Here is a 24,203-nt window from a genome sequence, read left to right on the forward strand (position 1 = left end):
TTAGCTGGTCGCCGCCTGCGCCTTCCTGGCTTCCTTCATGTTGGGCAGGAAGACAGTCAGCAGGCCGAGTAGCGGCAGATACGAGCAGATCTGGAAGACGAAATCGATGCCCTTCATGTCGGCGACGACGCCGAGCACGGCAGCTGCAATACCGCCCATGCCGAAGGCAAAGCCGAAGAAGATGCCGGCGATCGTGCCGACACGTCCCGGCACCAGTTCCTGCGCAAACACCACGATGTTGGAGAAGGCCGAGGACAGGATCAGGCCGATCAGCACCGTCAGCACCATCGTCCATTCGAAATTGGCGTAGGGCAGCGCCAGCGTGAAAGGCAGCACGCCGACGATCGAGAACCAGATCATTGCCTTCTGGCCGTAGCGGTCGCCGAACGGGCCGCCGAGCAGGATGCCCAGCGCCGAGGCGCCGAGGAACAGGAACAGCATGACCTGGCTCATCTGCACCGACACGCCGAACTTATGGATGGAATAGAAGGTGTAGTAGCTGGAGAGCGAGGCGATGTAGGCGTTCTTGGTCAGCACCAGCAGCGTCAGCACCGCCAACGCTCCCATCACCTTGCGGCGCGGGAAGGGCGAGACGAAGCTTGCCGCCTTGCGGTTGCCCTGCGCGGCGCGCATCCGGCTGTACCAGCCGCCGACCCGTGACAGAACGATGATGCCGATCAGCGAACCGACGGCGAACCAGGAAATGCTGGTCTGGCCGAAGGGCACGACGATGAAGGCGGCAAGCAGCGGCCCCATCGACTGGCCGAAATTGCCGCCGACCTGGAACAGCGATTGCGCCAGGCCAAAGCGGCCGCCCGAGGCGAAGCGGGCAATGCGCGAGGATTCCGGATGGAAGATCGCCGAACCGATACCGATCAGCGAGGCCCCGACCAGAAGCAGCGCATAGTGGCCGGCATAGGCCAGCACGATCAGGCCGATCAGCGAGGACGCCATGCCGTAGGGGAGCGAATAAGGCATTGGCCGCTTGTCGGTGATCATGCCGATGACCGGCTGCAGCAGCGACGCCGTGACCTGGAAGGTGAAGGTCAAAAGACCGATCTGCCAGAAATCGAGACCGTAATTCTCTTTCAGCAGCGGATAGATCGCCGGCAGCAGCGACTGCATGATGTCGTTGACGCCGTGGCAAAAGCTCACCGCCAGGATGACGGTGAAGGCGGTCGCCTGGACTGAAGGGAGGCTCGCGCTTGGCTGCGGCGCAATGCTGGTGGCTGTCGTATCGGTCAAGGCAGGCTCCGAGGTCTTTTTGGCGGGCGTTTGCCCGCGGGCAGGCTTGGCGGCCGCTCCTGCGGACCGCCTTAAGGACGCTCGTATGAAGCGCCTTGGGGGATGGTTGCCTTATAAGCCGCTTGCGCGGCGACTTCTTTCGTGGTTTGGTCCAATAGTTTCGCAAGTGGGCCATAGCCGATGCCACATGGCAGGGACATCTTCCGCGCCGGCAATGCCGATCTCGGCCGATTGCACGAAAGCCGCTGGCAATGGCTGGAGGAGGTTTCCGGGCCGGCGGTGGCTTTGCCGACCGAATATCCCGACGGTTACCACGTGCCGCAACATCGCCACAGCCGCAGCCAACTGCTGCATGCGCTGGTCGGCGTCGTGCTGGTGACGACCAGGTACGGGCGCTGGATGGTGCCCCCTGACCATGCAATGTGGATCCCGGCCGGCACCGAGCATTCCGTCGAAATGCTGGGCGATGTCTCGATGCGCTCGGTCTATGTCATGCCGGGAGCGATTCCCGGCCTGCCGGAAGGCTTGCGCGTCGTCGGTGTCACCGAACTGATGCACAGCCTGATCGTCGAATCGGAAAAACTGCCGCAAGGCGGTGAACTCGAAGGGCGCGGCGGGCTGATCATGAACCTGCTGTTGCACGAGATCCCGACCTTGCCGGAACGGCCGCTCGGTCTGCCTTTCCCGTCCGATCCGAGGCTGGCAGCACTTTGCCGGCGTTTTGTTGCTGCCCCGTCGCCACATGCCACGATCGATGAATGGGCCGACGCCGCGGGCATGAGCCGGCGCTCGTTCACCCGCGCCTTCCACCGCCAGACGGGGCTGTCCTTGTCGACGTGGCGTCAGCAGGCCTGCCTGTTCGCAGCACTTCCCAGGCTCGCCGACGGCGAGCCGATCACCCGGGTGGCGCTCGACCTCGGTTATGACAGCGTGCCGGCCTTCATCACCATGTTCAAGCGCATGCTGGGCGCTTCGCCGCGAGGCTATATGCGCGGCGCGCGCGACGAAGGCATGCGACGGGCTCAGCCTCGACTTGAGGCCCCGGCGCCCTAAGAGGCACCGGGCGCGCCGGTGCTGCCTAGTCCATCTGAACGCCGCTGGCCTTGACGATCGGCTCCCATTTGGCAAGTTCAGCCTTCACATGCGCTCCAAGCTCCTCCGGGGTGGAGGCCACGATCGAGGCGCTGAACTGGGCCATGCGGGCAATCACGTCCGGATCTTTCAGGGATTCGACTGCCGCCTTCTGAAGAACGGCGATCACCTCCGGCGGGGTGCCTGCGGGTGCGAACAGAGCGTTCCAGCTGTAGGTTTCATAGCCGGGAATGGTTTCGGCAATAGCCGGCACGTCGGGGAAGGAGGGCACGCGCTCCTTGGTGGTAACGCCGAGCGCCCTCAGCGTCCCGCTCTTGATATGCCCCGACGAGGACGGGAGGTTGTCGAACATCATCGGTACCTGATTGCCGATAACGTCGTTCAAGGCCGGTCCGGCGCCCTTGTAGGGGATGTGCTGCATGCTCACACCGGCCATGGTTTTGAAAAGCTCGCCCGAGAGATGCAGCGGGGTGCCGTTGCCGGATGAGGCATAGGCGTATTTGTCCGGGTCCTTCTTCAGCAACTCGATCAGTTCCTTGACGTCCTTGGCGGGGAACTCGGGGTTCACGACCAGGACGTTCGGCACCAGCACAAGCAGCGATATCGGAGCAAAATCCTTCTCCGCATCGTAAGGCTTTGTCTTCAGGATCAGCGGGTTGAGCGCGTGTGTGGCAACCGTGCCCATGAGGATTGTGTAGCCATCCGGTTCAGCCCGGGCGACCTGGGCAGCGCCGATGCTGCCGCCGGCGCCGCCGACATTTTCGACGACAATCTGCTGGCCAAGCTTCTCGGACATCTTGTTGGCGACGAGGCGCGCGACCAAATCGGTGGAGCCGCCGGCGGAAAAGGGGACAACCATTGTGATGGTCCGGTCCGGAAAATCGGCGGCCAAGGCCGCCGGCGCTGAAAAGCCGGCCGCGATGGAAACCGCAAGCCCGAGCAAAGTCCTACGCTGCATCTGCTACTCCTCCATTGTTTGGAGGGGCAGTATGCCATGCCAAGCGCGTCGGGAGAAATGTCTGCCTGCAACAACAATGCAGATTACGGGCCGCTAATGTAGGCGTCCGCTTTATCTGTTTGTTTGACGCAATTCCCCAGGGAAAGCGCTACGCGCTTCTCCCGGAAAAACCGCTTCACACTTTTCTTGGAATTGCTCTAGTCGAACAGGCTCGACACCGATTCCTCGGTCGCCGTGCGCGAGATCGCCTCGCCCATCAGGTCGGCGATCGAGATGACGCGGATGTTCGGTGCATCGAGCACGCCCTGCGTCGGCTGGATGGAATCGGTGATCACCAGTTCCTGCAGCTTCGAGCCGGCGATGCGGGCAACCGCGCCGCCCGACAGCACGCCATGGGTGATGTAGGCGGTGACGCTGGTGGCGCCGTTGGCCAGCAGCGCATCGGCGGCGTTGCACAGCGTGCCACCGGAATCGACGATGTCGTCGATCAGCAGGCAATCCTTGCCGGCGACCGCGCCGATAATGTTCATCACCTCGGATTCACCGGGCCGTTCGCGGCGCTTGTCGACGATGGCCAGCTGTGCGTCAAAGCGCTTGGCCAGCGCACGGGCGCGGACCACGCCACCGATGTCGGGCGAGACGACGACGACATTGCCGAGCTGCTTGTATTTCGCCTTCACGTCGCGGGCCATCACCGGCACCGAGAACAGATTGTCGGTCGGAATGTCGAAAAAGCCCTGGATCTGGCCGGCATGGAGATCAAGCGTCAAAACGCGGTCGACGCCGGCGCGGGTGATCATGTTGGCGACCAGCTTGGCCGAGATCGGGGTGCGGCCCGACGCCCGGCGATCCTGCCTGGCATAGCCGAAATAGGGAATGACCGCGGTGATGCGCTTGGCCGAGGAGCGCATGAAGGCATCGATCATGATGAGCAGTTCCATCAAATGATCGTTGGTCGGAAACGAGGTGGACTGCAGGATGAAGACATCCTCGCCGCGCACGTTTTCCTGGATTTCGACGAAGATTTCCTGATCGGCGAAACGTCTGACGCTGGCTTTGCCCAGCGGGACGTTGAGATAGCGGGCGACCGCTTCGGCCAGCACCCGGTTGGAATTGCCCGCGAAAAGCTTCATGCACCGTTCCTGGCGAAGGATGGGGGAGGTCCTCTTAACCGGGCTTTTAGCGAGCCGTGCCGGTATTGCAAGCCTCGTTGGTCGGAATCCGCCGGCTAATCTCAAAAACGTCAACAGTGACGAAAGCCGGCAACAGGCGGATCAGCCGGCGCTGCCGCCGAGCCAGGCCGCGAACTGGTCGATCGTCTGGTCTGCTATCGCCTGCATGGTGGCGGGCGCGACAGCTGGCCAGCCTTCGGCGGCGTTGGCAGACGGCGCCTTCTGCTGGCCGTTGATGCGGTGCAGCCGGTTGCCGGCGGGGTCATAGACATCCCAGACATAGATGACGGTGGTGTCCTTGCCTTCCGTCATGGTCGAGAAGTAGCCCTTCAGCACATGCGTGGCGGCCTGGTCGGCGCTGCCGGCAAGCGTGATGCCGCGCTGCCTGGCGCGCGTCTGCAGTTCGGCCGTTAGCGGCGTTGCCGCTTCCACCGAGGCACCGACGATCGGCGCGATCTGTAGCCGCGTCTTCGACAAAGCGGCTGCGCTCTGTGCAGGGTTGGCGGGTGTCGTGGCGCTGACAGCCGGCGCTGGTGTGGCGACGGGCGCGGTGCCCGGGGCTGCCAACGGAGGCTGGGCCGGTTGGGCCGAGGCTACCGGCGGCGTGATGGCGGACGGTTCGAGGACGTCCTTGGCGTTGGTGCAAGCGGCCAGCACGAGCGCTGCGAGCAATGACACGGTCGTCACATGCGATCGTCTCATCTGCCCGAAAACTCCTTAGCCGTGAACGCCCCCGCGTGGACCAACCATTATGGATTCACTGTACGATCAAGTCGAGATCATGGCGTGAAAGCGGCTTCGGCTGGGATTCGGTGGTCAGGTAGGTGCGGCCAAGCGTCATCGCGGTCTCGGTTTCGGAGTCCATGATGATCATGTGCGCGAACAGCGTCATGTTGGGCGCGATCGGCTCGGGATTGCCCTGGTAGAACATCGGTAAGTCCATCCAGGACGGGGCGAAGCGGGCGCCGACCGAATAGCCGCAGGCGTTCAGCCGATGCTTGGTCAGATTGTGCGCTTCCAGCGTGCGGGCGTGGGCGTCGAAGACGTCGCCGAAGGTGTTGCCGGGCGTCATCGCCTTCTCGACCGCCAGCAGAGCGGCGCGGGCAGCGTCGAACAGCTCCTGATGGCGCTTCGACACCTTGCCGGTCAGCACGGTTCGCATCATCGGCGCATGATAATGGTGGAAAACACCCGCCCATTCGAGCGTCAGCTGATCGTTCTTGGTCAACTTGCGGCGCCCGGCCTTGTAGCGGCAGAGCAGCGCATCGATGCCCGAGCCGATGATGAATTCATTGGCCGGATAGTCGCCGCCGCCGGCAAACACTGCGCCCTGCATGGCGGCAAGGATCAGCGCCTCGTCGCCGCCCTGCTTGATCAGCGGCAGCGCCGCGTCGAGCGCGTCGTCGGACAGGTTGGCGGCTTTTTCGGCCTTGGCGATTTCGGCCGGGCTCTTGAACAGGCGCAGACGGCCGACAATGCCGGAGGCATCGGCGATCTGGCCGAAGGTCTGCAACTGCTCGTCGACGCGGCGGCCGTTGAAGGCGGTCAGGCCATGGGTGTCGTATTCGACGCCAATGCGGGCGCCGAGCAAATTGAGGTCGTTGAGCAGGTTGCGCAGGTCGATCGCCGGGTTGGCGCCGTCGCGGTCGGTCCACAGGACGATCTTGTCGATGATCGAGGTGTGGCGCGCCTGGCGCAAATCGGCCGAGCGGGTGAGCAGCACCATCGAGCCGTCGGCCTTCACCACCAGGCACTGGAAGAAGCAGAAGCCGAACGTGTCGTAACCGGTCAGCCAGTACATGCTTTCCTGGGCGAAAAGGAGCACCGCATCGAGCTTCTTCTCGGTCATCTCGATCATCAGGCGGTCACGCCGGGCGTCAAACTCCGACCGTTCGAAATGCAGCGCCATTATTCATTCTCCAAAACAATTGCCGAAACCTGCCGACCGTAGTCCGGTTCCTTGCGATGCGTCGTGCGCCGGTAGGAAAAGAAGAGATCCTCCTCGGCATAGGTACAGCGGCCAAGCCCCTCGGCGGTCACGCCGGCCTTCTTGAGCCGGTCGATCGTATAGAGGTTGAGGTCGAACATCGCATGCCCCGGATTGGCCGAAGGCATGAAATAGCCGATGTTTTCGGCATCGGCCTCGACAAAGCGGGCGACGAATTCCGGCCCGACTTCGTAGTTTTCAGGGCCGATGGACGGGCCGAGAACCGCAACGATGCGATCGCGGCGGGCGCCGAGGCTTTCCATCGCGGCAATCGTGTTTTCAAGCACGCCGGTGAAAGCGCCCTTCCAGCCGGCATGCGCCGCGCCGATGACGCGCGCCTCTGCATCGGCAAACAGCACAGGGCCGCAATCGGCGGTCGAGGCGCCGATGGCGATGCCCGGCCGGTCGGTGACGACGGCGTCGGCCTTGGGCCGTGGACCGGGGAAGGGCTCGTTCACGATGACGACGTCGGGCGAGTGAACCTGATGTGCAGTCAACAGATGGCTGGCCGGCACACCCATCCAGGCGGCGACGCGGCGCCGGTTCTCGGCGACCAGCATCTGGTCATCATCCGAGCCGGTGCCGATGTTGAGCCCCTGGTAGATGCCGCTGGAGACACCGCCGATACGGGTGAAATAGCCATGGCGGATGCCTCGCGGCCTCGCTGCTTCCAGCAGCGGCGAGCGAACAGGATCCGGTTTGGTCTGATTCAGCATGGATGGGTTTGTTGTCCGCGCCAGCGCTTTCGTCAAGGCGAAGTTCGGCCAAGCATTTGCGGCAGCCATGCCGCATTGGCTCCGAGTTGGCGAAAAGCAGGCATTCGACTATAGGCAATGGCCAGACAATTTCCGGGGCGGGCAAAGTTCATGGGCTGGAATCCAGTCAAAAGCCTGATCCGACAGATCCATCAGAACCCGCAGGTGCGCAAGGCGAAGGATTTTCGCAACACGCTGGTGAAAGGCTATTTCCGGTCACGGCAGGCGGCGTCGGGGGCGGAATTTGCCGAAGGCCTGCGGCGGACCGGCACCCGGCATTTTTGCTTCTCCATCGCCTACAACACGCCCTGGGTCATCGATGCGCTGACCAAGGCGTGGCAGATCTATTCGAGCGGGATGACACTGGTGGTCATCGACAATTCGTCCAAGCCCGCGGCGCGGCAGGCGATCGAGGCCATCTGCCAGCAGCGCGGCATTGCCTATTTCGGCCTGCCGCGAAATCCCGAATGGAATCCGAACCGCTCGCATGGCATCTCGATGAACTGGGTCTTCCACAACATCGTGCGCCCGCTGCGGCCCGATCTGTTCGGCTTTCTCGACCATGACTGCTTTCCCGTGGTGGCCGTCGATATAGCCACACGCATGGAGGGCAAGGACGCCTACGGCACCAAATATCTCGCCAAAAGAGGTCATGACGGATGGTATTTCTGGGCGGGCCTCTGCTTCTTTCGCTTTTCGGTCGTCGAGGATCTCGATCTCGATTTCACGCCGCGCTTCGACACCGGGCTCGATACTGGCGGCGGCAATTGGCCAATGCTGCGCGACAGGCTGGATGACGACAACATCGTCGATGCCGCAAAGACCACGGTCAGCCGGAAGCTCGGCGGCATCGAGGCCGACCATCGTATGCTGGACAAAAGCTTCTTTCATGTCGGCGGCGCTTCTTATCGCGGTCTGATCAGCACGGGGCACTATCGCCGGTTGATGTGCGACCATGTCTGGGAGACCTATCTTGGTGGTGTGGCGGAGCGGCTTGTAAACGACCTCTAGACCGTTTCTCCGTTTCGCGGAAACGGCGAACCGCTCTATCTCTTTGTTTTCACGCAATTCCGGACGGAAAACCGCTCACACTTTTCCTGGAATTGCTCTAGCCCGGCTGGCGCGGCAGGATTTTCAGGACCTTGAACAGCGTGCCCATGGCGTCGGGTCCGGCCAGGCGCTCTACGGCGTCGGCAATGGCTTGTCGTGCCTCTTCGCTTGCCTGGCTGCCCAGCAGCCCGGCTCGTTCGAGCAAACCCATTGAAAGCAGGAAGTCGCCCTGCGTCGTCAATTCCGCTTCGAGGCCGTGCGCTCGCACGACAGCGGCCAGCGCTGCGAAGTCGACATGCGCGGTGAGATCGGCTTCGCCTGGATTGGCCAGCACATCTTCGGGAGCGTGCTTCCGCACGGCCTGCAATGTGTCGCCGAAACCAGGCTGGAGATGGCCGTAATCAGGGAACAGCCCGGCGCCGCCATGGCTAGCTATTCGTTCGGCAATGGCTGCCATTAGCGCAGCGCGCGCCGGCGCCACCTCGACAACAGCGCCTTGCGGCGCCTCGGCGGCATTGGCCGGCAGCAGCGTTGCCTCGACCGAACCGGCGCCGGCGAAGAAGCTCAATTCATCTGCGTCGTCGAGGCCGATCATTCGCTCACGCCATCCGGCGCCGGCGCGGATGAACTGGCGGATCGGCACGGCGTCGAACAATTCGTTGCCGACGATCAGCAGCGGCGCCTGCGGCAGCGTGGCGATGGTTTCGTGCCAGCCGACCTCAGCCGAACCTCCGGCAAGCGTCTGCTTCTGGATTTCGGTCAGTCGCGGGCTGGTCTCGATCAGGGCGAACGATGCGCCTTCGATCAACTTCGGATCGAGCCGTGCCAGGGTGCGCATCATGTCCTTCATCAGCGTGCCGCGGCCCGGGCCGATCTCGGCGACGGTGACCGGCAGCGGCCGGCCGATCACCTGCCAGGCCTGATAGGTCCAGACGGCGACGAGTTCACCGAACATCTGGCTGATCTCCGGGGCGGTGACGAAGTCGCCGGCGGCGCCGAACGGCTCGCGCGTGGTGTAATAACCATCGCTGGGGTCGAACAGGCAGAGCGCCATGTATTCGTTGACGGGGAGGGGGCCGAGCGCACCGATGAGGTCGACGATGCGGGTCTTCAGCCGTGTCATGCCGGCTGTGGCTGCGGCATCGGCTTCGCGGTGGCCATGGCCCAGATGCCGGCCAGCACCATCGGCAGCGACAGCACCATTCCCATTGTGAGCCAGCCGCCGAGGAGGTAGCCGAGTTGCTGGTCGGGCTCGCGGAAGAACTCGACGAAGATGCGCGACAGACCGTAGCCGCAGATGAACGCGCCGCCGACGAAGCGCGGCGTCTTCAGCTTCAGCCGCGAATGGGTGAGGAAGCGCAGGACCAGGAACAGCACCATGCCCTCGAGCAAGGCCTCGTAGAGCTGGCTCGGATGACGCGGTTCGAGGCCCGCGACACAACCCGCCACAGTCTGCTGGAGGCGCTCATTGCAGAAGACGACACCCCATGACACATCGGTAACGCGGCCCCAGAGTTCGGCATTGACGAAGTTGGCGACGCGGACAAGGCCGAGGCCGACCGGCACGCCGGCCGCAACAACGTCGAACAGCGTCCAGGTGCGAATGCCGCGCTTGATGGAAAACAGCGTCATTGCGAGGATGACGCCAAGCAGGCCGCCATGGAACGACATGCCGCCCTGCCAGATGGCGATAATGTCGAGCGGATGGTCGATGTAGCGCTTGAGATCGTAAAACAGCACATAGCCGGTGCGCCCGCCGAGCACGACGCCGACGGCGGCCCAGACGATGAAATCGTCGAGATCGATGGGCTTCATCGGCAAGACGCCGTCGGGCCACAGCCTGGTGTTGTTAACGAGCCGCTTGGCGTACCACCAGGCGAAGAGGATGCCGACGATGTAGCCGATACCGTACCAATGCACCGCCAGCGGCCCGATCTGGACCAGGATCGGGTCGATGTTGGGGAAGGACAGCGACGCCATCGGCAGCAGGAAATAGTCGTTCAACAGGGCCTCCCGGAAGGGCTCGCGTTCGGGCGCGGACCATGCGGCAGGGTTTTGGCGGGGTCAAGGCAAGGTGGTGGTTGCCATGACCCGCAGATAGCAGGCTCAATCCTGCGGCTTGCCGGCGACCAATTGCCTGAGCGCGTCGTTGATCCTGTCCTGCCAGCCGGGACCATCCTCCTGAAAATGCTCGAGCACGGCCCGGTCGATCCGGATCGAAACAAGCTCCCTGACGTTCGGTGCGGCTGAAGGTTCGCGAATTGGTGGCGCCGGCTTTTTGATCGGCTTGAAGGCCGCTTCAGCGGCTGCCATCGGATTTGTCGGTCGGCGCGGAGGCGTTGCCATTGGTTGATCCTTAGTGAGAGCGGCTTGACGCAGGTCGACTTGAAAGCACTACAATAGGCGACGTCGCGCCATCACGTACAGGGCTGGGCTGGCGAGGTGCGATGCCGCAGCCATCGCAACGTTCTTGCATTCGGCGCGCAGCGCCACTACGTCAATTCGAGCAAGCGAGGATTTGCCATGTCGACCGGACCGAACCGCATTCTCGATGAATTCGCCAAGCTGATGACCGACGCCGCCGGCGCCGCGCAAGGCGTGCGCCGCGAGGTCGAGACTGCCTTCAAGGGGCAGGCCGAGCGCATCCTCAACACCATGGACGTGGTGCAGCGCGAGGAGTTCGAGGCAGCGCGCGACATGGCCGCCAAGGCCCGGGAAGAAAACACCAAGCTGGCCGCCCGCATCGACGCGCTCGAAGCCAGGCTAGCCGAATTGACCGGACAGGCCGCACCTGCGGCTGCGGCAAAGCCCAAAGCAAAAAAATAATCTTTAAACTTTTCCACAAAGCACAATCCGAAAAAGTGCTTTGCCGTGAATCGTTTACCGGCAATGCATGAATCTTTGTGACAGCGCCTTTCCACATGCTGATGACGCAGTGCGAAAAATTAGGCTGTTCACGCGACTCCCGATCAATAGACTGAATTTGTTGCATGATTCGGAGCAGGGTCATGCGGCCGGGCGGTGGGGTCCGGTCCGGGGTCTTTGTGTCGTGAAGTCCTGGCCGTCCGAGTTCTAGACAAGATTGTTCGTCGTGTGTGCCCCGCGGAGCGTGTGGCGCTCCCCTGAACACAGGAAGCATTCCATGGAACTTCTCGAACTCGAATTCTCCCGCGAAATCCATCCGGTGGATGTCATCGAGCAGGTGGCCCATAACAATGACTGGTCCTTCGAACGGGCCGGCGATGATGAAATCTCGATCTCGGTTGCCGGCAGCTGGACCGATTATCACGTCTCCTTCTCGTGGATGGAGGATTTCGAGGCGCTGCATCTGGCCTGCGCTTTCGACATTAAGGTGCCGGAAGCGCGCGCGCTGGAAGTGATGCGGTTGTTGTCGCTGATCAACGAGCAGATGCTGTTCGGCCATTTTGATCTCTGGGAACAGGAAGGCGCGATCATGTTTCGCCAGTCGCTGCTGCTAGCCGGCGGGGTCGAGCCGTCGAGCCAGCAGGTCGAGGTGCTTTTGTCGTCGGCGCTGGAAGCCTGCGAATGCTATTTCCAGGCCTTCCAATTCGTCGTCTGGTCGGGGACCTCGGCCAAGGATGCGCTGGCCGGAGTCCTGTTCGAGACCTATGGCAACGCCTGAGCTTCCATGAGTTCGAGCAGTGCGCGCAAGCCCGAGATCAGCTTTGCCGATTTTGATCGTGTCGACATCCGTGCCGGCACCATCGTCGAGGCCGAGCCATTTCCTGAGGCGCGCAAGCCCGCATTCAAGCTGAAAATCGATTTCGGCTCCGATATTGGCGTGAAGAAATCTTCGGCGCAGATCACCAAATATTATGCGCCGGAGACGCTGATCGGCCGGCAGGTGTTTGCGGTGGTGAATTTCCCGCCGCGCCAGATCGGTCCGTTCATGTCGGAAGTGCTGACGCTCGGCTTCCCTGATGAGGAAGGCGCCGTGGTCCTCGGCGCCATTGAGCGCAAAGTGCCGGATGGCGGGCGATTGTTCTAAAGCGCGTCGCGTCGAAACGGATTCATGCGACGCGCTTTAGGCTTTTGTTTTTATGCATGTCGTTGTCCCAAAACCGAGGTCGCTTTTGGGCGACATGCATTAGGACTAGCGACGAGGTTGGGGCCGGAACGCGCCGAGAATGGTTCCGACCGTTGCGGCCGAGAGCACAAGATGCAGGACGTCGAACGGCCATGCGAGGCCGAAATGCATCAGCATGAGGTTCAAGAAGGAAGGCGGCGCGGCGTCCGCGGGAATCAGGATCAAGCCTGCGGCCAGGACCAGCCCATATTTGAATATGGCAACTATTGCGAGAACGATGAACATTATGGCGACGAAACGCAGACGATTGCCGTCGAGCGCACGCCAGCACCCGATTGGATCAAGCGACCCCGTCCAGAGAAAATCGCCGACAAAGAGATATGTCCAGGCAAGTACGACACCACCCGCGAACACGTTGAAGACTCCCATCGCCGGCGTCCAAGGCGCGACGTCCTCGGGTCTGAGCGGCAAGTCGTGTGTGGCCAGCACGCCGGCAACAAGCAGTTTGTGCTCGCCGGCGACCGCGAAGCCGCAAAGAAGCTGAATGGCCGCGAGAAGCAACGCAGCCAGAACAATCCGCCGGTCGAGCTCAAAGCGCATGCCCGGGATAGCGAAGCGTTTAACACCTTCAATGCCGCGCCGAACAACGACACGGCCATGCTCGGGCGCGTTTGCCATGCGGTCCAGAACGAACGCAAAGACCATCGCCGAGAACGGAGCGGCAACAATCGCGGAAAGCCAAGTCCTGGGATCAAAGCCGCGCGATAGAAGCCAGGCGGGTGCCTGCTCCGGATCAGCAAAAAGAATAAGAGCAAGCATCGTCAGACAGATCGTCGTCAGCAAGCAGGGAAACCAGGCAGCCAAGAACAGTGGCCAGGCATTCGCACGGTAATAGTCGAACACCCTCGCAACGGTTTTGCTGATGCGCAAGACACGACGCTTCGGCGATACGGCAGGCAACTCGTCCAGCGTTGAAATCGGCGTCAATCCCACAGGGAACTACACTCGCAGAATAATGCACCGCAAGGAACCGCCGCACAAGCTCTCGCAAGGAGCGCGCTCGCAGGGATCAAAGCTGGCCGTCGCATGATCTCCGATGCATCAACAACTTCACGCGGAAGACTTTTCCAAGGCATTGGCAAGGTGTCGAAGTTCCGGATCTCCTGAGGGAAATTCATGAGTGGGCGGCATTGAGGTGGCCACACAACTGCCACCAATCGGCATCGCCGAGGCTGATGCACCATTCCCGGCTCGGCCTGACCTGGAACTCACTACATCCTGCGCGCCGGGTCTGTCAGGCGGCCAGCTTCCGCGGCGTCCCAAGCGCCTCTTCGACTGTATCCATGAACATCTCGGCGCAGGCTTTCCAGCTGTAGCGCATGGCGCGCTCGCGGGCTTCAGCACGGTCGACATTGAGGGCGGCGAGCGAGGCCTCGCGCAAATCGGTCGACACCGCGCCGCCGATGCCGTCGCCGACAATGTCGATCGGTCCGGTGACCGGATAGGCGGCGACCGGTGTGCCGCTGGCCAGCGCCTCGATGATGACGTTGCCGAAGGTGTCGGTGCGGCTCGGGAAAACGAAGACATCGGCAGAGGCGTAGATTTCGGCCAGCTCGTCATTCGGACGATGGCCGAGGAAATGCGCCTGCGGATATTTCGCCTTGAGCTTGGCGAGTTCTGGTCCCTCGCCGACGATCACCTTGCTGCCGGGCAGGTCGAGATCGAGGAAAGCGGACAAGTTCTTTTCGATGGCGACACGGCCGACGCACAGGAACACCGGGCCGGGAAAGCCGAGGTCCTTCTTCTTGTCCGGGCGGAAATGGTCGGTATCGACGCCACGCGTCCACGGCCTGAGCTTGTTGAAGCCGCGCGCGGCGAGATCGTCGGCCAGCGACTGGGTGGCGACCAGTGTGCCTTGTCCGGAATTGTGGAAATCGCGCAGCCAGCGATAGGCCCAGCTTTCCGGCACGGGCAGGCGGGCGCTGAGATATTCGGGAAAGCGGGTGTGGTAGCTGGTGGTGAAGGGACGGCCGGCGTTGCGGCAATAGCGCCGCGCCATGATGCCGAGCGGTCCCTCGGTGACGATGTGGATATGGTCGGCCTTGCGAGCCTCGATCAGCCGCGCGACGTGGCCAGGCGTGGTCAGCGCCAGCCTGATGTCGGGGTAGGTCGGCAAGGGCAAGGTGCGAAAAATGTTCGGGGTCAGGAAGTCGACCGCAACGTCGAAGGATTTCAGCGTTTCGGTGAGCCGCTCCAGCGTGTGGACGACGCCGTTGACTTGTGGGCGCCAGGCGTCGGTGACCATCAGGATGCGCATGGCGGCCCTTTGCTCGGATCGTCGGTTGCCTTGATGCGATGGCGGAACGGCACCCATGCGGCTGCCCTCGCTTCGCTCCAGCGCACCCGGGCAGGCACGAGGTCGAAGTGAGGCGGCTGAGCCGAATCAACGGAGGTCGCGCGCTTCATGCGCGCTCTTGATCATGATTTCATGACGGGCGGATGAAGGTGGTTTTTGGCCGAGCCCGCCTTACCGGATTATGCGTTGATCAGGCAGGCACTTTGATCACCGCCCGCAGGCCGCCGAGCGGGCTGTCGTCCAGCATGATGTCGCCGCCATGGCTGCGGGCAATGTCGCGGGCGATGGAGAGCCCAAGGCCGGTGCCGCTGGCGTCGAGGTTGCGCGCCTCGTCGAGCCGCACGAACGGTTTGAACACGTCCTCGCGCTTTTCCAGCGGAATGCCCGGGCCGTCGTCATCGATGGTGACGACGAGCGAGCCGCGGCCGTGATTGGCGCTGATCTCCACCGTCTTGGCATAGCGCAAGGCATTGCCGGCGACATTGGACAACAGCCGGGCGAAAGCGTGCGGGCGCACATGCACGTCCGGATCGCCGGCGAGCACGGTCGACAGCTTGCGCTTGTGCAGCGACGCCTCCTCGCCGAGCTTCTGGAAATAAGCCTCAAGATCGAAATGGCCGGCATCTTCCGATGCTTCGCCGCGGGCAAAGGCGATATAGCCTTCCAGCATCGACTGCATGTCGTCGATGTCCTGGTTGAGTGCGGCCTTGGTCTCGGGCTTGCCGCCGGCCAGCGCCAGCTGCAGCTTGAAGCGGGTGAGGATGGTTCTGAGATCGTGGCTGACGCCAGTCAGCATGGCGGTGCGCTGTTCGAGCTGGCGTTCGATGCGCTCGCGCATCTGGATGAAGGCAAAGCCGGCGCGGCGAACCTCCTCGGCGCCGCGCGGGCGGAAATCGCGTGGCATCGGCCGGCCCTTGCCGAAGCTTTCGGCGGCCTCGGCCAGCATCAGGATCGGCCGGATCTGGTTGCGCAGGAAGGGAATGGCGATCGTCAGCAGCACCAGCGAGGTGCCGACCATCCAGATCAGGAAGATGTGGGTGTTGGAGGCATAGGCCTGGCTGCGGCGCACGAAGACGCGCAGCACCTTGCCCTCGAGCTGGATTCGCACCTCGATGATGTTGGAATTGCCGACGGTGTCGATCCAGAACGGGCGATTGATCTGGCGGGTAATTTCGGTGGAAAGGACGTCGTCCAGGATCGAGAAGAAGGGCTTTGGTCCGGGCGCCGGCAGCGGGTCGGGCGGCAATAGGTCGACCTTCAGCTGCATGCGGTCCTGGGCGATGCGGATGATGTTGGCGTAGTCGCCGTCGTGCGGATAGGTCTCGATCATGTCGATGATGGCGGCGATGTCGCGCACGGTGGCTTGCGACAGGCGCTGCGTCACGGTTGCCCAGTGGCGCTCCATGAAGTCAAAGGCGACCACCGATTGCAGAAGGATCATCGGCGCGATGACGATGATCAGCGAGCGGGCATAGAGCCGCTTCGGCATGTAGAGCGCGACGAGCCGCCAGAACCGGTTCCAGGCGCGCGGCATGGCTTTCAGCGCGCGTGATACGCGCGCGCCGAAGCCGCCATGTTCGGGCCGTTCCAGTTGCGTGGTCGCCATGTGTCCTTCCGCTCGTCGCTCGTCGATGGCACTCGTCTATGGCCAAACGGCGACCGTCGGTGGCATTCTATTCCACGCCGAGCCGTTCTGGAACAGCTGTGGCATGGCGGCCAATGACCAGCACGCACGTGGTCGCAAGAATCGTGATCAAGTGTTCACCGGTGCGTTACGTTGGAACCACTTCGTGGATTGGGCGTTTCGAGCGGATGATCAGACGATTCGCTTACGCCCTTATCTTCGTCCAGGTATCCATGGCGACCGCTCTGGCTACGCAAGTATTCCTGTCGACCGCCGAGCAAGCCCGCAGCTCAGAACGCTCGCTGGCGCCGGTGCAAGTTGAAGACGAGGGATGCGCCAAGGCGATGTGGCCGAATATTCCGGAACGATGTCTGCAACGAGTCGAGCCGAGGGTGGTGACGCTCGTGCTCAGCCAAAACAACTGATGGCGAATGGTTCTTTCTGACTTGCAGGTTGCCATTCGCAGCTGGCCGCGCTGCCGCGGGACCAGCAACGCTCCGTTAAGCCTCGCGTAATCTATGCAATCTATCTTGATGCCAGATTGTCGAGGGTGACATGAAGCGCAAGTCGATAATGCTCTTTGCCTTCCCAGCTCTGATCCTGCTGATTCTGGCAGGAGAGCGCATGGCGACCCTCTTGCTGGGAGCCTATCCGGCCAGTCCTGCAATGTGGCGGATCTGGCTCGAGCTAAGGCCGCTGTCGACGATGTTCTGGCAACAGGTCCATCTCTTTCTGGGGGCGTCGATGGTCCTTGATGCCTCCATCCTGGCCGCCGCGTCGGTCGTTTGCTGGACGGCTTGCCGGACAAGAAAGTCGGCTGCGTTCTTCTTCCTTGCAAATCACGTCGCCCTGCTTTTTGCCGGGTTGATGATCGCCGCCACCAGCAATTCCGAAACAGCGAGCACGATCGCCTCGTTCACGGTACCCGGGGGCCTTCCATTCTCACTAATGGTCGATTTCACCTTGAAGAACAGCCTTGTGCTGCTTCTGGGTCTGACAGCATGCGCCTACTGTCATGTTGTCTTCCTCAGCGAAACCCGACAGCGGTCCGAAATGCTTGCCGCGAGGCTTGTTGCTCTGCAGCGAGATTACTAGGGCAGCCCACGTCTTCCAGCGCTAGTTGATCTTTCTGTAGTAAACCTTGCCGTCGGCCTGCTCTATGCGCTGATAGTTGGGGCTTGGGGCTGGAGTTGCAGCTGCGATCCTGTTTTTCGGCGGACGCGGCGCATCGACAACGCTGGGCTCGGCCGCGCCTTCACCATCGAGAACGGCTGGTGCCTCCGCCATGCTGCTGGCCGTGTCGACGGAAGGTTCCGCCGCGCTTGACATGACTTCGTCACGAGCAAGAGGCGGGTTCTGTTCCAGCCGGGCTATGCTCCGGTTGATCTCACCAAAGCTGCTCTGCAGTTGACTGTCCAGTTTTTCAAATCGGCTCTGAAAACCGTTGTTGACCGTATCCAACCGGCCCCCGATTCGTTGTTCGAACGTCCCGAGTTGCTCCAGGCGCGCTTCCAAAAAACGCATATCGTTGATGCCTCGGTAGAGATAAACCGCGGCTACGATGTTCACCAGGGTGAGCAGGGACGTGCCGATGATGACAGCGCCGATAATGCTTTTGTCGCCCGGTTTCCCAACAGCAGCCTGCTCTCCAATGCGGGTTGGAGCGCCAATCTCGATTGCCGGCATGTCCGGTTCGCTGATCATCGTCATTGAACCACCACCTTTGCGCCGATCGCGACGCGCTTGAAGAGATCGATCACATCGGTGTTGGTAAGGCGAAAACACCCTGATGTTCCGTCGAAGCCAACCCCTGACGGATCGTTGGTTCCGTGTATGCGATAGAGCGTGTCACGCCCGTCCCGAAGCAGATAGAGCGCCCTGGCGCCGAGTGGATTGTAGGGACCGGCAGGCACCATTTGCGGCAGCTCCGGCTGGCGGGCGCGCATTTCGCGGGGCGGGCGCCATTCCGGCCATTCGGTCTTGGCCCCCACCTTGACGACCCCGGTCCAGCCAAATCCGTCGCGGCCGACGCTGATCTGATAGCGAAGCGCCTGGCCTTGTCGGGTCACCAGATAAAGCGCTTTCTCGCCCTTGCGGATAACGATTGTTCCGGGTTGTTCCGTGGTTTCGAAGGCGACAGTCTTGCGCAGGCTGGGGCCCATTGCCGGCAGCGGCGGCTGATCCGAAAGTGCCGATCGCGCGCTGGCGAAGTCCTGGACCGACATCGCCAGCGCCATGCCCATGACGCAGGCCAATCTCGGGCCAATCCGATACCTACCTGGCCGATACCTATTTGGCAGCGTCATCAAGCCGCTCTTTGAACATCCGCTTCAGGTCTTTGTTGAAGCGCGCACGCCCATCCACCTCGGCAGGCAGGATAGCACGGTTCAACGCATCGGCCAGAAGCGCATTGTCCAGCGCGACCGATTTGATGTGCGGTGCCTTGAAAATCTTTTCCAGTTCGCTGCGCGAAAAGTGGTTCCCGAACCATTTGCGCTTGTGCTTGTTGGCGACCAGCGTGATGCTGACAGCATTGCCACGCAACTCACGGATCTTCTTGTAAAGCCGCTTGCCTTGCCGCAGCGAGGCGACGTTGAGTTCGAAGACGATGAAGATCTCATCGCTCGTCGACAGCACGGAATTGTGCCAGCGCGTTTCGATGTTCGGCAGGTCGATGACGATGTCGTCGAACCGGTAAGCAACGAGGTCCAGCAGGCGAAACACGAAATCGGCGCCCTGCGGCTCGAAAGGCAATTGCGGCCGCTCGAAGGAATAGAGCGTCAGCCCGGACGGACGCGAGAGCTTGATGACATCCATCAGCTCGACGTCGAGCCTCTCCGGCTGGCCGATGATGCCACCGAGGTCGAACTGGTTGAACTGGTTGAGATAGGCGCCGCAATTGGCGCTCTGGAAATCGAGGTCGACCAGGCAGGTGGAAGCCCCGCGTTCTTTCGATTTCGACGCCAGGTGCTCCGCCGCCGACAGAGCGAGCGTCGTCGCGCCGGCGCCGCCGCTGGCGCTGATGAAGGTGATGATGCGGCTTTTCGTTCCCTGGTTGCCGGTGTCGTGGAAGGTCACCGCGTTCAGCAGTTCCTTGCCGTCGAGCGGCTTGTGCAGCCAGTCCGAAGCGTTCATGCGCACCAGCACACGCGTCTGCTCCGACGACAGCTCGTCGGAAACCGCAATCAGCGGCACCGTCGCCCAAAGGGCGCGCGCTTCGACGATCTCCGGCCTGCCGAGCAACTCGCCATTGCCGAGGTCGAGGATGACGATGCCGGGGCGCGTGTCCGCGGGCGGACCCCTAAGGAAGTCGCCGGTCTCGGAAACCCTGACGTCGTAGATCGCAAGCGCATCGAGCCGCGTCGCCACATCGCGCTTGAAATTTGCATCCGACGAGAACAGCGCCACCTGCTTTCGCTTGGTCGGTGTAACCTTGGTGTTGATGGCGTTCATGGTGTCCACGTGCTCTTCATGTCTTCGCCCGTAACCGTGCTCAGCATGGAGGGCATGGTGATGGTTCCGAATCCGAGCAGTCCGGCCAGGAAGAAGAACTGAAACGGATGGTCGGTGATGCTGACGGTGATGGTCGGCACAGGCCCGCTGGGCCGCGTCCAGTAGCCAAGGCCGGAGGCGGCGTATTCGATCCGCACTTCCGACTTTTCCAGCATCGGCAGGAAGTCATGCATTCCAGCACGGTTGGTGGTGCCGTCATAGATCGCGTCGAACGAGTCCTGGCTCGCGTTCTCGGGCTTGCACAAGCCTCCTCCGATACTGCAGCAAGCCACGCCTGCAGCGCTTGCAGTGCAGACATAGTCATACGTTCCGGCCGGCACCGCGGTACCGACTTTGGTTACATCGCTCTGCGTTAGCGTCTCAGATGGAAGGCCGAGAGCTACAGGGCTAGAAATCTGCGCCAGTCTTGCGCCGGCTTGCACCGCTTTGTTCCCAGCGTTCCATTGGTAGAAAGCATAGCCGAAATCGACGAAGCCGAGCAGAAGCGTCAACAGCAATGGCAGAACGATGGCCATTTCGACCATGGTGGCGCCGGACTGCTCGGCGGAGAATCTTCGGCTTTCCATCACCATCCGAAGACACGCTCCTGATGCGATACTTTGATGTCGATGCTTCCAAAGCCCAGATAATCCCAGAACACCATGCCGTTATATGGCCACGTGGTTTTGACCTGCACGACATCAACGTTGCTGCTATTACTTAGATAAAGTATGTTGCCACTGCCATCGGTCGCAGGCGTGGATAGCTTGGTGATCTTAACGTCCTCTGGAAGCCAGCCAGCCACTCTGGCGCTGCCGCTACTGACCGCCCCGTTGGCAGCAAGGTTTTGCGCGCGCGCCATGCAAGTGTCCCAGTCGCTACTGCATCGGGCCATGTAGCGGGCTGCGTCCTCGACGCCTGCTTCAAGGAGCAGGCGCGTGTTCAAAACGTTGGAAAACTCGAACACACCGGCCGATAGCAGCAACACGAGTGGTATGGTGATCGCGGCTTCCACCAAGGCGGCGCCGCTTTCGTCGCCCTGGAACCGCCGGATGATATTGCCCAACCTGGTCATGTCGCCTCTACCGATACAGCTGGGCTTCGTTGCGGAATGCTTTGTCGACCAGCGTGTTGTTGGCAAACCCACCATCGACATCGACGATCTCAAGGCTGATCGGCTTTTCCGCGCCGGTGCCATCGGGGTCGTCATTCGGGTTGGACTTCGAGACAGGCGCGTTCAGGAATATGCTCGCAAAGCCATCCGGCTTAAGCTGGGTGTGACCATTGATCTTGTCCTGATTGGCGATGCAGTTGACGATCGCCATGTTTAACAATCTGCGCTCGGGGTCCACCGTTGGCGCGTCGCCCTTGTAGCAAGATGGCGTGCCGCGCTCGTTTGTCGGGCCTTTTGATTTATCCCCTACCAGGCCATTGGCGATCTCATATTTGTAGACATCGTATCGAGACGCTGGCTGGGTCTTGGATGTTGGGTGGGTCGTGCTTGGGATACTTGGGACGGCGGCGCCCTTGTGATTAACGTTCCAATACTGGCTGTAAAATGTTGAGGCGTTCGTGACCTTTTGCGAATAGGCGATGTTGCCGGGGTCCCACACGCCAGACGGCAGTGGCAGTGCCGAATTGTCGGTCACTGGATCGTATTTGTTGCAGGTGTTGCTTTTCTGCCCCTTGCGCACGTTTGTAGCCGGCCGAAAGTTCCAGTCCTTGTTATACTTGTTCAGAGAGCCGCTGTAGAGGTCGAAGCGGACGTTCAGACCGGCGCTGACCTGTCCCAAGGTGACGCCGGTTTTGGTGGTGAGCGCATTGCGATTATAGCAGGTGCCGGCTGTGCCCATCGCTATGGCGTCGCGCAGCGAGGACAAGTTGTTGTCGAGAAGGCCGAAATTGCCTGGGCCAGGGTTGTTGTCGACCTTCAGGATGCGGAATTCGCGGCTGTATGTATTCCCCGAAGCGAAGGCTTGCTGAATCGTCTGGCTGGTGGCGGCAACCGTCGTCTCGAACGGATTGCACATGAAGACCGGCACGGTTTCGCAGATCGACTGAACGAACCCGGCCACCGCTTGAGGCTGGATATCGATGGTGTCTTTGCTGCCGATAAAGCTTGCAGGAAAGATCGTTGCGAAGGCACCCGCACCATCGGTGAGGCCGGAGGCATTCACCGTCACCAATGAGAATGACACCGCTTTAGGATCAGTGCTGGCCCAGTTGACGCCGTTCGAGTCGACGCCGACAGCACTCAACCTGGTGGTGTCGCTGGCGGGAATGCCGGTCAAGTACGTTACCGTTACATCAGACAGGGCGAGCGTATGATCGCCTGCGGTCGAAAACTTGGTTTTCTGGTCAGTCAGAAGAGTGGACGCCGCCAGATTGGCTCTGGTGATCGAATCCGATCTGCCATCCAGTTCCGCGGCTGTCGCAAGCGCAAGCGCATCGACACCCTTCTGCAAATCGTTATGAAGTCCGTTGGCCCGGCTCATATCGATGGCCAACAATGCGAAGCCAATCAGCACAGGCAGCATGATTGCCACAAGGATCATCGCTATGCCGCGTTGATCGTTCCAGAACGCCCTAATGGTCCCCAACATGACCTTACTCTCTGCTTCCTTGCACCTGGCCCCTCGTCCCGCCCGGCGCGTTGCGACCGCATCCTTCTGTTCAATTCGCTCCGTTGGTCACACCCGACCCGCCGACATTGACCGTCATCGCTGGCGGCGGTGGCGGTGGCGGTGGAAATTTGTAGTTGCGGGCAACAAGCGTAGCCCGCGTGCCGTCGCCTTCGATATGCGTGTTCTTCGCGTTCGGATTGAGCGGGTCGACCGTCTGCAGAAGCGAATTGAATTTCTGCGTGTCGCCGGCGGCCAGGGTCACCGAATCGTAGTGGTTCAGATAGTCGGCGGCGCAGCCCGATAGTGCACCGGCGCACAGAATGAGGATCAAGGCGCTATTTCTTGACATAGAGCATCTTGTCCTTCGATTTGAAGTCCAGCATGTGGCCATAGGGGCCAGTCACACCGTCTCCCGTTTCATATTTTCGGATCATGTCCTTGTTCACCTCGAGCTGACCGAGCACGAAGAATTCCGGATCGTTGGCTGGCCGTGTCTTGTCGAACGGCGTCGCCAGCTGTTCGCCGGGCTTCACCGGCCGCACGACATGCGGTGTGACGATGACGACCAGTTCGGTTTCTTCCTTCTGGTTGCTCGAATTGCGAAACAGCGTGCCGATGACCGGCACCTGGCCGAGCCATGGCACCTGGTTCTGCAGCTTGGTGGTCTTGCTGGACAGCAGCCCGCCGACCGCGAAGCTCTGGCCGTCGCGCAGTTCGACGACGGTATCAAGCTTGCGGTTGGTGAAGATCGGGTCGCCGGCGGTGGTGAAGCCGGTGAGGTCACTCACTTCCGGAGCCAGCTTCATATGGATCTTGCCATCGTCGAGTACGACCGGCGTGAACAGCAGATTGACGCCGAATTGCTTGTACGTGATGGTTACCTGGCCATCGGTACCGATGACACGGATGGGCACTTCGCCGCCGGCGTTGAAGCTGGCCGGCTCGCCCGAAAGCGTCGTCAGGTTGGGCTCAGCCAGCGTGCGCACCACACCCTTGGCCTCGAGTGCTTCGATAATCAGGTCGACCTTGATGTTGCTGTCGATAACCCGGGTGATCAAAGCCGCAAATGGATTGCTGCCCGACAAGAGGCCGCTGAGCAACTCGCCCGGGCCAAGCACTATGCCATCTTTGTCGACGGCCGCGTCGCCCGTGCCTGTACGGGTTGTGCCGCTGCCATTCGTGCTCCTTATTGAAACACCGAGGTCGCGGCCGGCATTGCGCTTGGCCTCCAGAATCCGCACTTCCAGATTGACCTGCTGACTGTCATCCACAATGACGGAATTTATGATGGCGTCGGGGCCATACTGCTGTACCACTTCCAGGATTGACGCCAGCGTGGCGCCGTCCTTGACGTGACCGCCAAGCCTGACCTTGCCGTTGATCGAACCGATCTCGATGCGCGCCCGGGGCGCCACCTGGCGGATCGCCTGCGCCATGTCGCTGACGTCGACACCGACTTCGATCTGGATCACGCCCAGCGAGCGCTTTTCCGGGGAGAAGAGATTGACCGTGGTGGTACCGGCGCTCTTGCCGATGACATAGAGCGTCCTGTCGGTCATCGGCTGCGCATCGGCGATCTTCTCGTCGCCGACAACGATGTCGCCGAGATTGGCGCTCACCTGGAGGGTCACCGACTGCGACATCGGCAGGAAGACGCGATGGACGCTCGGGTTCGATACGTCGATGAAGCGGTCGGCTGCTTCAGCCCCAAGGCTCGACGTCAGCAGCGCAGCCAAACAGAACAGCGCGGCCGCCGCTACCCTCATCCAAAAACCCTGCATCCCCATCTCCCAAACTGCT

Annotated in this window: 27 protein-coding genes; 7 read left to right on the top strand and 20 right to left on the bottom strand. The window is 61.6% G+C overall.

The genetic code is table 11. The features are described from left to right. Positions 1-1,245 (bottom strand): MFS transporter, encoded by a 1,245-nt coding sequence (locus AC1D1B_RS13935; protein WP_477332997.1) that lies wholly within the window; start codon positions 1,243-1,245, stop codon positions 1-3. 180 nt (positions 1,246-1,425) lie between these two features. On the opposite strand from AC1D1B_RS13935, the gene AC1D1B_RS13940 reads away from it, so the two are divergent. Continuing rightward, complete coding sequence (locus AC1D1B_RS13940; protein ID WP_477332999.1) at positions 1,426-2,298, top strand: AraC family transcriptional regulator; 873 nt, start codon at positions 1,426-1,428, stop codon at positions 2,296-2,298. 25 nt (positions 2,299-2,323) lie between these two features. Here AC1D1B_RS13940 and AC1D1B_RS13945 read toward each other — a convergent pair whose 3' ends face one another. From AC1D1B_RS13945 to pgeF, 5 genes are all read right to left on the bottom strand, one after another. Then, on the bottom strand, positions 2,324-3,295 hold the full coding sequence (locus AC1D1B_RS13945; protein WP_477333001.1) for a Bug family tripartite tricarboxylate transporter substrate binding protein: 972 nt from the start codon (positions 3,293-3,295) through the stop codon (positions 2,324-2,326). A gap of 197 nt (positions 3,296-3,492) precedes the next feature. Then, positions 3,493-4,428: a ribose-phosphate pyrophosphokinase gene (locus AC1D1B_RS13950; RefSeq protein WP_477260605.1), complete on the bottom strand. Its 936-nt coding sequence runs from the start codon at positions 4,426-4,428 to the stop codon at positions 3,493-3,495. A 141-nt stretch (positions 4,429-4,569) separates the two neighbouring features. Then, on the bottom strand, positions 4,570-5,169 hold the full coding sequence (locus AC1D1B_RS13955; RefSeq protein WP_477333003.1) for a hypothetical protein: 600 nt from the start codon (positions 5,167-5,169) through the stop codon (positions 4,570-4,572). A gap of 55 nt (positions 5,170-5,224) precedes the next feature. Then, the gene (locus AC1D1B_RS13960; protein WP_181058812.1) at positions 5,225-6,376 is read right to left on the bottom strand and encodes a M24 family metallopeptidase; all 1,152 of its coding nucleotides are present in this window, start codon (positions 6,374-6,376) and stop codon (positions 5,225-5,227) included. Continuing rightward, complete coding sequence (gene pgeF, locus AC1D1B_RS13965; RefSeq protein ID WP_477333005.1) at positions 6,376-7,170, bottom strand: peptidoglycan editing factor PgeF; 795 nt, start codon at positions 7,168-7,170, stop codon at positions 6,376-6,378. Before pgeF ends, AC1D1B_RS13960 begins: the two co-directional genes overlap by 1 nt. A 150-nt stretch (positions 7,171-7,320) precedes the next feature. On the opposite strand from pgeF, the gene AC1D1B_RS13970 reads away from it, so the two are divergent. Further along, positions 7,321-8,220 carry a hypothetical protein gene (locus AC1D1B_RS13970; protein ID WP_477333007.1) on the top strand — a complete coding sequence of 300 codons (900 nt, stop codon included), beginning with the start codon at positions 7,321-7,323 and terminating at the stop codon, positions 8,218-8,220. A gap of 97 nt (positions 8,221-8,317) precedes the next feature. On the opposite strand, the gene AC1D1B_RS13975 is transcribed toward AC1D1B_RS13970, so the two are convergent. The 3 genes from AC1D1B_RS13975 to AC1D1B_RS13985 all read right to left on the bottom strand — a co-directional run bounded on the left by AC1D1B_RS13975 (position 8,318) and on the right by AC1D1B_RS13985 (position 10,605). Beyond that, entirely contained in the window at positions 8,318-9,382 is a 1,065-nt protein-coding gene (locus tag AC1D1B_RS13975) for a class I SAM-dependent methyltransferase (RefSeq protein WP_477333009.1), read from the bottom strand. Beyond that, positions 9,379-10,263, bottom strand: a complete 885-nt coding sequence (lgt, locus tag AC1D1B_RS13980) for a prolipoprotein diacylglyceryl transferase (protein WP_477333011.1) — start codon at positions 10,261-10,263, stop codon at positions 9,379-9,381. Before lgt ends, AC1D1B_RS13975 begins: the two co-directional genes overlap by 4 nt. Positions 10,264-10,365: 102 nt before the next feature. After that, the gene (locus AC1D1B_RS13985) at positions 10,366-10,605 is read right to left on the bottom strand and encodes a BrnA antitoxin family protein (RefSeq protein ID WP_477333013.1); all 240 of its coding nucleotides are present in this window, start codon (positions 10,603-10,605) and stop codon (positions 10,366-10,368) included. Between the two features lie 177 nt (positions 10,606-10,782). Between AC1D1B_RS13985 and AC1D1B_RS13990 the strand changes: the two genes are divergently transcribed. The 3 genes from AC1D1B_RS13990 (at position 10,783) to AC1D1B_RS14000 (ending at position 12,268) form a co-directional block, all read left to right on the top strand. Further along, the gene (locus AC1D1B_RS13990) at positions 10,783-11,085 is read left to right on the top strand and encodes an accessory factor UbiK family protein (protein WP_477260586.1); all 303 of its coding nucleotides are present in this window, start codon (positions 10,783-10,785) and stop codon (positions 11,083-11,085) included. Between the two features lie 316 nt (positions 11,086-11,401). Continuing rightward, a complete protein-coding gene (locus AC1D1B_RS13995; protein WP_006202532.1) occupies positions 11,402-11,902 on the top strand; it encodes a type III secretion system chaperone family protein in 501 nt (166 codons plus the stop codon). Between the two features lie 6 nt (positions 11,903-11,908). Beyond that, on the top strand, positions 11,909-12,268 hold the full coding sequence (locus tag AC1D1B_RS14000; protein WP_477333015.1) for a tRNA-binding protein: 360 nt from the start codon (positions 11,909-11,911) through the stop codon (positions 12,266-12,268). 105 nt (positions 12,269-12,373) lie between these two features. On the opposite strand, the gene AC1D1B_RS14005 is transcribed toward AC1D1B_RS14000, so the two are convergent. From AC1D1B_RS14005 to AC1D1B_RS14015, 3 genes are all read right to left on the bottom strand, one after another. Continuing rightward, entirely contained in the window at positions 12,374-13,237 is an 864-nt protein-coding gene (locus tag AC1D1B_RS14005; protein WP_477333017.1) for a hypothetical protein, read from the bottom strand. Between the two features lie 364 nt (positions 13,238-13,601). Beyond that, positions 13,602-14,624, bottom strand: a complete 1,023-nt coding sequence (locus AC1D1B_RS14010; RefSeq protein WP_477333019.1) for a glycosyltransferase family 4 protein — start codon at positions 14,622-14,624, stop codon at positions 13,602-13,604. Positions 14,625-14,853: 229 nt separating this feature from the next. Then, positions 14,854-16,269 (bottom strand): ATP-binding protein, encoded by a 1,416-nt coding sequence (locus AC1D1B_RS14015; protein WP_477333021.1) that lies wholly within the window; start codon positions 16,267-16,269, stop codon positions 14,854-14,856. A 113-nt stretch (positions 16,270-16,382) separates the two neighbouring features. Here AC1D1B_RS14015 and AC1D1B_RS14020 point away from each other — a divergent pair, with 113 nt between their 5' ends. Then, positions 16,383-16,712 carry a hypothetical protein gene (locus AC1D1B_RS14020; protein WP_477333023.1) on the top strand — a complete coding sequence of 110 codons (330 nt, stop codon included), beginning with the start codon at positions 16,383-16,385 and terminating at the stop codon, positions 16,710-16,712. Between the two features lie 130 nt (positions 16,713-16,842). Next, positions 16,843-17,382 carry a hypothetical protein gene (locus AC1D1B_RS14025; protein WP_477333025.1) on the top strand — a complete coding sequence of 180 codons (540 nt, stop codon included), beginning with the start codon at positions 16,843-16,845 and terminating at the stop codon, positions 17,380-17,382. A 21-nt stretch (positions 17,383-17,403) separates the two neighbouring features. Here AC1D1B_RS14025 and AC1D1B_RS14030 read toward each other — a convergent pair whose 3' ends face one another. From AC1D1B_RS14030 to AC1D1B_RS14065, 8 genes are all read right to left on the bottom strand, one after another. Continuing rightward, positions 17,404-17,997, bottom strand: a complete 594-nt coding sequence (locus AC1D1B_RS14030; protein WP_477333027.1) for a hypothetical protein — start codon at positions 17,995-17,997, stop codon at positions 17,404-17,406. Then, positions 17,994-18,593 carry a L,D-transpeptidase gene (locus AC1D1B_RS14035; RefSeq protein ID WP_477333029.1) on the bottom strand — a complete coding sequence of 200 codons (600 nt, stop codon included), beginning with the start codon at positions 18,591-18,593 and terminating at the stop codon, positions 17,994-17,996. The genes AC1D1B_RS14030 and AC1D1B_RS14035 overlap by 4 nt, the downstream gene beginning before the upstream one ends. After that, positions 18,577-19,740, bottom strand: a complete 1,164-nt coding sequence (locus AC1D1B_RS14040; RefSeq protein WP_477333318.1) for a CpaE/TadZ family protein — start codon at positions 19,738-19,740, stop codon at positions 18,577-18,579. Before AC1D1B_RS14040 ends, AC1D1B_RS14035 begins: the two co-directional genes overlap by 17 nt. Then, complete coding sequence (locus AC1D1B_RS14045) at positions 19,737-20,372, bottom strand: TadE/TadG family type IV pilus assembly protein (protein WP_477333031.1); 636 nt, start codon at positions 20,370-20,372, stop codon at positions 19,737-19,739. Before AC1D1B_RS14045 ends, AC1D1B_RS14040 begins: the two co-directional genes overlap by 4 nt. Next, positions 20,366-20,854, bottom strand: coding sequence for a TadE/TadG family type IV pilus assembly protein (locus AC1D1B_RS14050; RefSeq protein WP_477333033.1), 489 nt, complete (start codon positions 20,852-20,854; stop codon positions 20,366-20,368). The genes AC1D1B_RS14045 and AC1D1B_RS14050 overlap by 7 nt, the downstream gene beginning before the upstream one ends. A gap of 7 nt (positions 20,855-20,861) precedes the next feature. Then, the gene (locus AC1D1B_RS14055) at positions 20,862-22,382 is read right to left on the bottom strand and encodes a TadE/TadG family type IV pilus assembly protein (RefSeq protein WP_477333035.1); all 1,521 of its coding nucleotides are present in this window, start codon (positions 22,380-22,382) and stop codon (positions 20,862-20,864) included. 70 nt (positions 22,383-22,452) lie between these two features. Then, positions 22,453-22,734 (bottom strand): hypothetical protein, encoded by a 282-nt coding sequence (locus AC1D1B_RS14060; protein ID WP_477333037.1) that lies wholly within the window; start codon positions 22,732-22,734, stop codon positions 22,453-22,455. Between the two features lie 4 nt (positions 22,735-22,738). Next, positions 22,739-24,184: a type II and III secretion system protein family protein gene (locus AC1D1B_RS14065; protein WP_477333039.1), complete on the bottom strand. Its 1,446-nt coding sequence runs from the start codon at positions 24,182-24,184 to the stop codon at positions 22,739-22,741. Between the last annotated feature and the right edge of the window lie 19 nt (positions 24,185-24,203).

The sequence above is a fragment of the Mesorhizobium sp. P2_C5_2 genome, assembly GCF_056404535.1.

Excerpts from the sequence above, each read along its gene's own strand:
- AC1D1B_RS13940 (WP_477332999.1), top strand. The coding sequence starts at position 1,426 with ATGCCACATGGCAGGGACATCTTCCGCGCCGGCAATGCCGATCTCGGC.
- AC1D1B_RS13945 (WP_477333001.1), bottom strand. The coding sequence starts at position 3,295 with ATGCAGCGTAGGACTTTGCTCGGGCTTGCGGTTTCCATCGCGGCCGGC.
- AC1D1B_RS13950 (WP_477260605.1), bottom strand. The coding sequence starts at position 4,428 with ATGAAGCTTTTCGCGGGCAATTCCAACCGGGTGCTGGCCGAAGCGGTC.
- AC1D1B_RS13955 (WP_477333003.1), bottom strand. The coding sequence starts at position 5,169 with ATGAGACGATCGCATGTGACGACCGTGTCATTGCTCGCAGCGCTCGTG.
- AC1D1B_RS13960 (WP_181058812.1), bottom strand. The coding sequence starts at position 6,376 with ATGGCGCTGCATTTCGAACGGTCGGAGTTTGACGCCCGGCGTGACCGC.
- pgeF (WP_477333005.1), bottom strand. The coding sequence starts at position 7,170 with ATGCTGAATCAGACCAAACCGGATCCTGTTCGCTCGCCGCTGCTGGAA.
- AC1D1B_RS13970 (WP_477333007.1), top strand. The coding sequence starts at position 7,321 with ATGGGCTGGAATCCAGTCAAAAGCCTGATCCGACAGATCCATCAGAAC.
- AC1D1B_RS13975 (WP_477333009.1), bottom strand. The coding sequence starts at position 9,382 with ATGACACGGCTGAAGACCCGCATCGTCGACCTCATCGGTGCGCTCGGC.
- AC1D1B_RS13985 (WP_477333013.1), bottom strand. The coding sequence starts at position 10,605 with ATGGCAACGCCTCCGCGCCGACCGACAAATCCGATGGCAGCCGCTGAA.
- AC1D1B_RS13990 (WP_477260586.1), top strand. The coding sequence starts at position 10,783 with ATGTCGACCGGACCGAACCGCATTCTCGATGAATTCGCCAAGCTGATG.
- AC1D1B_RS13995 (WP_006202532.1), top strand. The coding sequence starts at position 11,402 with ATGGAACTTCTCGAACTCGAATTCTCCCGCGAAATCCATCCGGTGGAT.
- AC1D1B_RS14000 (WP_477333015.1), top strand. The coding sequence starts at position 11,909 with ATGAGTTCGAGCAGTGCGCGCAAGCCCGAGATCAGCTTTGCCGATTTT.
- AC1D1B_RS14010 (WP_477333019.1), bottom strand. The coding sequence starts at position 14,624 with ATGCGCATCCTGATGGTCACCGACGCCTGGCGCCCACAAGTCAACGGC.
- AC1D1B_RS14015 (WP_477333021.1), bottom strand. The coding sequence starts at position 16,269 with ATGGCGACCACGCAACTGGAACGGCCCGAACATGGCGGCTTCGGCGCG.
- AC1D1B_RS14020 (WP_477333023.1), top strand. The coding sequence starts at position 16,383 with ATGACCAGCACGCACGTGGTCGCAAGAATCGTGATCAAGTGTTCACCG.
- AC1D1B_RS14025 (WP_477333025.1), top strand. The coding sequence starts at position 16,843 with ATGAAGCGCAAGTCGATAATGCTCTTTGCCTTCCCAGCTCTGATCCTG.
- AC1D1B_RS14030 (WP_477333027.1), bottom strand. The coding sequence starts at position 17,997 with ATGACGATGATCAGCGAACCGGACATGCCGGCAATCGAGATTGGCGCT.
- AC1D1B_RS14035 (WP_477333029.1), bottom strand. The coding sequence starts at position 18,593 with ATGACGCTGCCAAATAGGTATCGGCCAGGTAGGTATCGGATTGGCCCG.
- AC1D1B_RS14040 (WP_477333318.1), bottom strand. The coding sequence starts at position 19,740 with ATGAACGCCATCAACACCAAGGTTACACCGACCAAGCGAAAGCAGGTG.
- AC1D1B_RS14045 (WP_477333031.1), bottom strand. The coding sequence starts at position 20,372 with ATGGTGATGGAAAGCCGAAGATTCTCCGCCGAGCAGTCCGGCGCCACC.
- AC1D1B_RS14050 (WP_477333033.1), bottom strand. The coding sequence starts at position 20,854 with ATGACCAGGTTGGGCAATATCATCCGGCGGTTCCAGGGCGACGAAAGC.
- AC1D1B_RS14055 (WP_477333035.1), bottom strand. The coding sequence starts at position 22,382 with ATGTTGGGGACCATTAGGGCGTTCTGGAACGATCAACGCGGCATAGCG.
- AC1D1B_RS14065 (WP_477333039.1), bottom strand. The coding sequence starts at position 24,184 with ATGCAGGGTTTTTGGATGAGGGTAGCGGCGGCCGCGCTGTTCTGTTTG.